General features: G+C 69.1%; 5 protein-coding genes. 1 reads left to right on the top strand and 4 read right to left on the bottom strand.

Features of this window, described 5'->3' with window-relative positions:
* The first annotated feature begins 73 nt into the window (after positions 1 to 73).
* A complete protein-coding gene (hemW, locus tag C666_RS13075; protein WP_028792271.1) occupies positions 74 to 1,291 on the top strand; it encodes a radical SAM family heme chaperone HemW in 1,218 nt (405 codons plus the stop codon).
* A 99-nt stretch (positions 1,292 to 1,390) separates the two neighbouring features.
* Here hemW and C666_RS13070 read toward each other — a convergent pair whose 3' ends face one another.
* From C666_RS13070 to trmB, 4 genes are all read right to left on the bottom strand, one after another.
* Positions 1,391 to 3,007: an esterase-like activity of phytase family protein gene (locus C666_RS13070; RefSeq protein ID WP_028792270.1), complete on the bottom strand. Its 1,617-nt coding sequence runs from the start codon at positions 3,005 to 3,007 to the stop codon at positions 1,391 to 1,393.
* A gap of 192 nt (positions 3,008 to 3,199) precedes the next feature.
* The gene (locus C666_RS13065; RefSeq protein ID WP_004340192.1) at positions 3,200 to 3,829 is read right to left on the bottom strand and encodes a YbhB/YbcL family Raf kinase inhibitor-like protein; all 630 of its coding nucleotides are present in this window, start codon (positions 3,827 to 3,829) and stop codon (positions 3,200 to 3,202) included.
* Between the two features lie 52 nt (positions 3,830 to 3,881).
* A complete protein-coding gene (gene sppA, locus C666_RS13060; RefSeq protein WP_004340189.1) occupies positions 3,882 to 5,723 on the bottom strand; it encodes a signal peptide peptidase SppA in 1,842 nt (613 codons plus the stop codon).
* A 13-nt stretch (positions 5,724 to 5,736) separates the two neighbouring features.
* Positions 5,737 to 6,468: a tRNA (guanosine(46)-N7)-methyltransferase TrmB gene (gene trmB, locus C666_RS13055; RefSeq protein WP_086013358.1), complete on the bottom strand. Its 732-nt coding sequence runs from the start codon at positions 6,466 to 6,468 to the stop codon at positions 5,737 to 5,739.
* Positions 6,469 to 6,481: the final 13 nt, after the last annotated feature.

Genomic DNA, 6,481 nt, shown 5'->3' with positions numbered 1-6,481 from the left:
CCCCCCCGGGCGAACCAGGCGCGCACGCTGGCGCCGCCGCCCCGATCCGCCCGGCCCTGGACCCTGCCCCGCCGTGACCCGTCGCATCATCCCGCTCACCCCTGCCCCGGCGGCGCGCACAGTGCCGCTGCCGCAGCGCCCGCAACTCGACGCCCCGCCGCCGCTGGCGCTGTACGTGCATTTTCCGTGGTGCGTGCGCAAGTGCCCCTACTGCGACTTCAATTCGCACGCCCCGCGCGACGGCGGCATCCCGGAACAAGCCTGGCTCGACGCCGTGCTCGCCGACCTGCAGCACGCGCTGCCGCAGGTCTGGGGGCGGCGCGTGCAGAGCGTGTTCATCGGCGGCGGCACGCCCAGCCTGATGTCGGCGCGCACGCTCGACGCCCTGCTCACCGGCATCCGCATGCTGCTGCCGCTCGACCCGCTGGCCGAGATCACGCTCGAAGCCAACCCCGGCACGGTCGAAGCCGAACGCTTCCGCGACTACCGCGCCGCCGGCGTCAACCGCATCTCGCTCGGCATCCAGAGCTTCGACGACGCCATGCTGGCAAAGATCGGCCGCATCCATGGCGGCAGCGAAGCACGGCGCGCCATCGACGCCGCCACCACGCATTTCGAACGCGTGAACCTCGACCTGATGTACGCCCTGCCCGGCCAGACGCTGGAACAGGCGTTGGCCGACCTCGACACCGCGCTCGGCTTCGGCACCGAGCACCTGTCCTGTTACCACCTGACACTGGAGCCGAACACTCCCTTCGCCCACGACCCGCCGCCGCTGCCGGACGACGACAGCGCGGCCGACATGCAGGAGGCCATCGAGGCCCGCCTCGCCGCGGCCGGCTTCGCCCACTACGAAACCTCCGCCTTCGCCCGCCCGCACGGCCAGAGCCGGCACAACCTCAACTACTGGACCTTCGGCGACTACCTCGGCATCGGCCCGGGCGCGCACGGCAAGCTGTCCAGCTTTGATGGCATCCGCCGCGAAATGCGCCACAAACATCCCGCGCGCTACCTCGAAGGCGCGGCGCGCGGCGACTTCGTGCAGGAGGCGCGCGAAGTCGCGGTGGCGGAACTGCCCTTCGAATTCATGATGAATGCGCTGCGCCTGACCGACGGCGTACCGGCCGGGCTGTTCGCCGCGCGTACCGGGATCGCGCTGGAAGCCATCGGCGGCAAGCTGCGCGCGGCACGGGAGCAGGGGCTGCTGGACGCGGGCGGCGAGCGCATCCGGCCCAGCGTGCGCGGCCAGCGCTTCCTCAACGATCTGCTGCAGATCTTCCTGCACGACTGAAAAAAGGACGCGGCCCCGGCGCGGACAATGCCGGCGGGGGCCGCGCCGCCTCCCCCTGCGGGGAAGCGGCACGCTCCCGGGCTTGCTACGGCCTGGACGTCACGGCAGCGGCTTCAGGTCCAGCCCGTCAACGACGTACAGCGTGTTGCCGTCGAAAACGGTATTGCCCGCGTCCAGATACTTCTGCTGCAGCGCGAAGGTTTCGGGGTTGACCCACAGGGCGAAGTCGTCGTCGTTCATCACCCCCAACGTGGAGCTGTTGATGACCCACAGGCCTTCCATCTTGTCGTGCGGGTACTTGACCTTGGCGACCATGTCGACGACCAGGCTCTTCTGCGCGGGCTTGATGCCGGCGGAAGCCAGCACGTCCCAACCCGCCTTGAATGCCTTGTCCGCGCCTCCCGCGACGACCACCTGCTCCAGCGTCTGCCCGTCCACGGTCAGGCCCTGTGCGTCGTGCTGCACGAGCGTGCCGGAACCGGCCACCGCTTCCAGGTTGGTGGCATCGCGCAGGTCGATCTTGTAGACGCGCTTGAACACCCCGGGGTTGTCGCGGTAGAAGCCGCCGTCGCGTTCCAGCACCAAGAAGCTGGTATTGCTCAGGGCGACGATGGCCGAGTTGGAAAACTCCTGCCCGCTGACGTTCTCGTCCTCCAGTCCCTGGCGGTACAGGTACTGGCCATAGGTCTTGGTTTCCAGGTCCACCGTCACGATGCGGGTCAGGTTGGACTTGTTGGCCGGGCCGTTGGGATTGCTCATGGCCGACTGCATGATGCCCACCAGCGTCTTGCCGTCCGGCGTGATCGTCAGCCCTTCCATGCCGCGGTTGGGGCGGCGCTTGCCGAACTCGGCAGGCAGCAGGTAGCCGCCCACGCGGCGCTCATCGGCGGCGAAGGGGTTGATGCGGTCGATCTCCTTGCCGTTCGCATCGAAGTGGATCATGTGCGGGCCGTACTCGTCGCTGACCCAGAAGCTGCCGTCCTTCAGCGCGACCAGGCCTTCCGGGTCGAGGCCGTAGCGGTCGGTCCGCGTGGGGTTGGTGACGGCATCGAAAGGCTTGCTCGGATCGACCAGCAGGGGCTGGCCGTCGAAGCCGAACGCCACCTCGTTGGTGTAGCCCAGTCCGGCCGGGTTGGGCAGGCCGGTGATGGTGTTACCGTCGCGATCCTTGAGCAGGATCTCGCGCAGCTTGACCACCTTGCCGTCGGCCGTCACCTCGAATTCGCCGATGCGCGGTACGTAGTCCGGGTCGGGGAAGCGCTTGCCGGTGGGGGCGTAATCGGTCTTGAGGTCGGCGTTGGGACCACGGTCGGTCAGCGCGTAGTAGCGGTTGGCGATGCTCGGGTGGGCGGTGATGTCCGAGCCGAAACCGCCGCGGCGGAATTCGATGTTGCGGTTCTTGAGCACGTCGTCGAGCACCGGGGGCAGGTGCGTGATCAGCTCGAAATCCGGGCGCACGCCGATGCTGCCGAAATCGGCGAGGGTCGTGCACTCGACGGTGCTCTGGGTGACTTCGCCGGCGTCCAGCGTGCCATTGCCGTTGTTGTCCGGCCCAGACTGGTTGTCGACGCCGCCGGCCCAGCATGCCTCGCTGCCGAAGGCCAGCGGGGTCTGCTGGCTCAAGGTCGCCACGTCGTCGTCATCGTCGCCTCCGCCACAGCCTGCCGCCAATACCAGCAGGGAGGCCAGGGCAATGGCCAACGGTGTTCTTCTCATTTTGGATCTCCGCCAGGTCAAAAGAACTGGCAGACTACGCCGCCAGTGTGGCAGGAGCATGTCACGCCAACGGCATGGGCACGCGGCCCCGGCCGGACCGGCGGAGAAAGCGCGACGAGCGGGGCGCGGCCAGCGGCGCGGCGGCCCCCGCTCCACGACGGGCGAGGGCGCGCGATGGATGCGGCCCGCCGCTCAGTACAGCAGCGACGGATTCAGCGTATAGGTGCCCAGCACTCTCGCCTCGGCCAGCACGTGGCCGTCGATCGCGTCGCGCACGTCCTGCCCGCTGAAGCGCCCCTGCACCGGGCAGTTCGCCACGTCCAGCGCATACAGCGTGAACACGTAGTGGTGGACCAGTTCGTCATTCCACGGCGGGCAGGGGCCGTCGTAGCCGTAGTAGTCGCCTTTCATCGCGTCGTCGCCCGCGAACCAGGCGGTGTAGTCGTTTACGCCGTGGCGAGCGCCGAGCGAGGTGTCCGGCCCTTCCTTGCCGCCCGGCGTGACCTCGTTGGAGAACTGGCCGGCGTCGATGGCGCGCAGGTCGGGCGGCAGGTCCACCAGCACCCAATGGAAGAAATCCACCCGCGGCAGGTCGGCCGGCACCGTGCGCCCTTCCTGGTTGACGTCGTCTCCCCGGCTCGGCACGTCGGGGTCGTGGCAGATCAGGACGAAGGACTGCGTGCCCTCGGGCACCTCGCACCACTCCAGTTGCGGATTGTGATTGCCGCCGAGACACACCTTGCCTTCGTCCGCCGGGATGCAGAAGGCGAAGTCGCCGGGAATGGGCGCGTCGTAGGCAAAGCTCTGGCTGGTGAGTTTCATGCTGTCTCCTTGTTCAACACGCAGGATGGATGGCAGGCGCGAGGCGTCCGACTCAGGGCGCCTCGCACAAGCAATGCATGTAAAGGTGCTTAGGATCGTTCCACTGCAGCAGGGCCGCCGCGGGCGCCTGCAATTCGGCCAGCAGCCGGCTCAGCGGCGACGGCGAAGCGGGCTGGGGCAGTTCGACGCCGAAACCACCGGCAAAGCCCGTCAGCTTGCGCAGCAGCCGTTCCTGCAGCGACTGGCTGGCTTCCGGCCACACGACATCGTAGCCCTCCCCCACGCCGGCGCGCGTCGCCGCCGCGGCGATCGCCGCCTCCAGCCCACCGAGCTGGTCAACCAGCCCCAGTTCGTGCGCGGCCGCGCCGGTCCACACGCGCCCGCGGGCGACGGCATCGACCTCGGCCGCCCTCATGTCGCGCGCCTTGCCGACGACGTCGAGGAAGCGGCGGTAGCCGTGCTCGATGCCGAGCTGCATCGCGTCGGCCGCGGCCGGGCTGAGCGGGCGGCGAGGGTCGAGCGCCCCCGCGAGCGGTGCGGTGGCGACGCCGTCGATGCCGATGCCGAGGCGCCGCAAGGGTTCGGAGAATTCGGGGAACATCGCGAAGATGCCGATCGAGCCGGTCAGTGTCGCTGGCGCCGCCCAGATCTCGTCGGCCCCGGCCGCGATCCAATAGCCGCCGGACGCCGCCACCGAACTCATCGAGGCAATGACCGGCTTGCCCGCCTTGCGCGTCAGTTCGAGCTCGCGGCGGATGACCTCCGACGCCCAGGCGCTGCCGCCCGGGCTGTCGATGCGCAGCACCAGCGCCTTGATCTGCTCGTCCTCGCGTGCGGCGCGGATCAGCTCGGCGAAGGTGTCACCGCCGACCACGCCGGCCGGTTCGCGGCCATCGACGATCGCCCCCTGCGCCACCAGCACCGCCACTTGCGCATCGTGCCGCGGCCGGCCGCCGCGCGCCACGGCAAGGTAGTGGCCGGCGTCGACCATGCGCGCATCGGTGCCGGCGGGGTTCGCGCCGACACGCTCGATCAGGCGGGCACGCCACTCGTCGCGGGTGCTGAAGCGATCGACCAGGCCGGCATTGCGCGCCGCCAGCGCGGCATCGCCGCCGGCCGCCGCCAGCGCGTCGCGGTAGTTGTTCACATGCGCATCGACCGCTTCCGGCGCCAGCTTGCGCGCCGCGGCGACGTCGTCGCGCAGCAGGCTCCACAGGCCGTCCAGCAGGTCGCGCGAGGAGGCGCGGTCTTCTTCCGACATGTCGTTGCGGGTGAAGGGCTCGGAGAAGGACTTGTATTCGCCGACGCGGAAGACGTGGACCTTCACGCCCAGGGAATCGAGCGCATCCTTGAAATAGGTGCCATAGCGCGACAGGCCGTGCAGCAGCACGAAGCCGTCGGGCGACAGGTGCACTTCGTCGGCGGCCGTCGCCAGGTAGTACTGCCCCTGGGTGAAGCGTTCGCCGCGCGCCAGCACCGGCTTGCCCGAGGCCTTGAAGTCGAGGATGGCGGCACGCAGTTCGCCCAGCTTGGAAAAACCGCCGGCCAGCAACTGGTCGGTCTCGATCACCAGCGCATTGATGCGCGCATCATCCTTCGCCAGGCGGATCGCTTCGAGCAGGTCAGCGAGCGCATTCTGCCCGGCGGGCGTGCCGCCGGCGGCCAGCAGGTCGAGCGGCTGGTCGAACACGGCCTGCTCCACGAGGCTGCCGCTCGGGCGCAGCAGCAGCGCGGAGTCGGCCGGGATGTCCGGTTCGGGGCGGAAGAAGAAGGCCACCACCATGCCGATGCCGAAGATCAGCGCGGCATAGAACAGCCCGCGCACGACGAAGTCCAGCGTGCGCACGAACAGGCGCAGCGTGGAGAAGATGAAGCGGAACAGGCTGCGGATCAAGGGACGTTTCTCCTCAGGCGGCGCGGCGGCGGAACACCAGGTCCCACACGCCGTGGCCCAGCTTCAGGCCGCGGTTCTCGAACTTGGTCAGCGGCCGGTGGGCCGGACGCGGCGCGAAGCCGTCGGCGCTATTCTGCAGCAGGGGCTCGGCGGAAATCACCTCGAGCATCCAGTGGGCATAGTCTTCCCAGTCTGTGGCGCAGTGCAGGTAGCCGCCGGGCGCCAGCTTGCGCGCGATCAGCGCGACGAAATCGGGCTGGATGATGCGGCGCTTGAAATGGCGCTTCTTGCGCCAGGGGTCGGGAAAGAACACATGCACCCCCGCCAGCGCGCCGTCGGCGATCATGTCGCGCATCACCTCGACGGCGTCGTGCTGCATGATGCGCAGGTTCGCCAGACCGCCCTCGGCGATCAGCTTGCACAGCGCGCCGACCCCCGGCGTATGCACCTCGATGCCGAGAAAGTCGTGGCCGGGCATCGCGGCGGCGATCTTCGCCGTGGTCTCGCCCATGCCGAAGCCGATTTCGAGGATCTTCGGCGCCTGGCGGCCGAAGGCGGCATCCAGGTCGAGCGGCGCCGCGCGGTAGTCGATGCCGATCTTCGGCAGCACATCGTCCAGATAGCGCTGCTGTGCCTCGGACATGCGCCCCTGGCGCAGCACGAAGCTGCGGATGCTGCGGCTGGAAAAGCGGTGTTCCGGGCTGTCGCGGCCGATGATCTCGACGCCGGCCACGGCTTGCTGCATGTCGTGCTGCACT

Source organism: Thauera linaloolentis 47Lol = DSM 12138, assembly GCF_000310205.1.
Taxonomy (GTDB): Bacteria; Pseudomonadota; Gammaproteobacteria; order Burkholderiales; family Rhodocyclaceae; genus Thauera; species Thauera linaloolentis.
The sequence above is the reverse complement of the archived record's forward strand: the minus strand, read 5'-3'. Positions and strand labels throughout refer to the sequence as shown.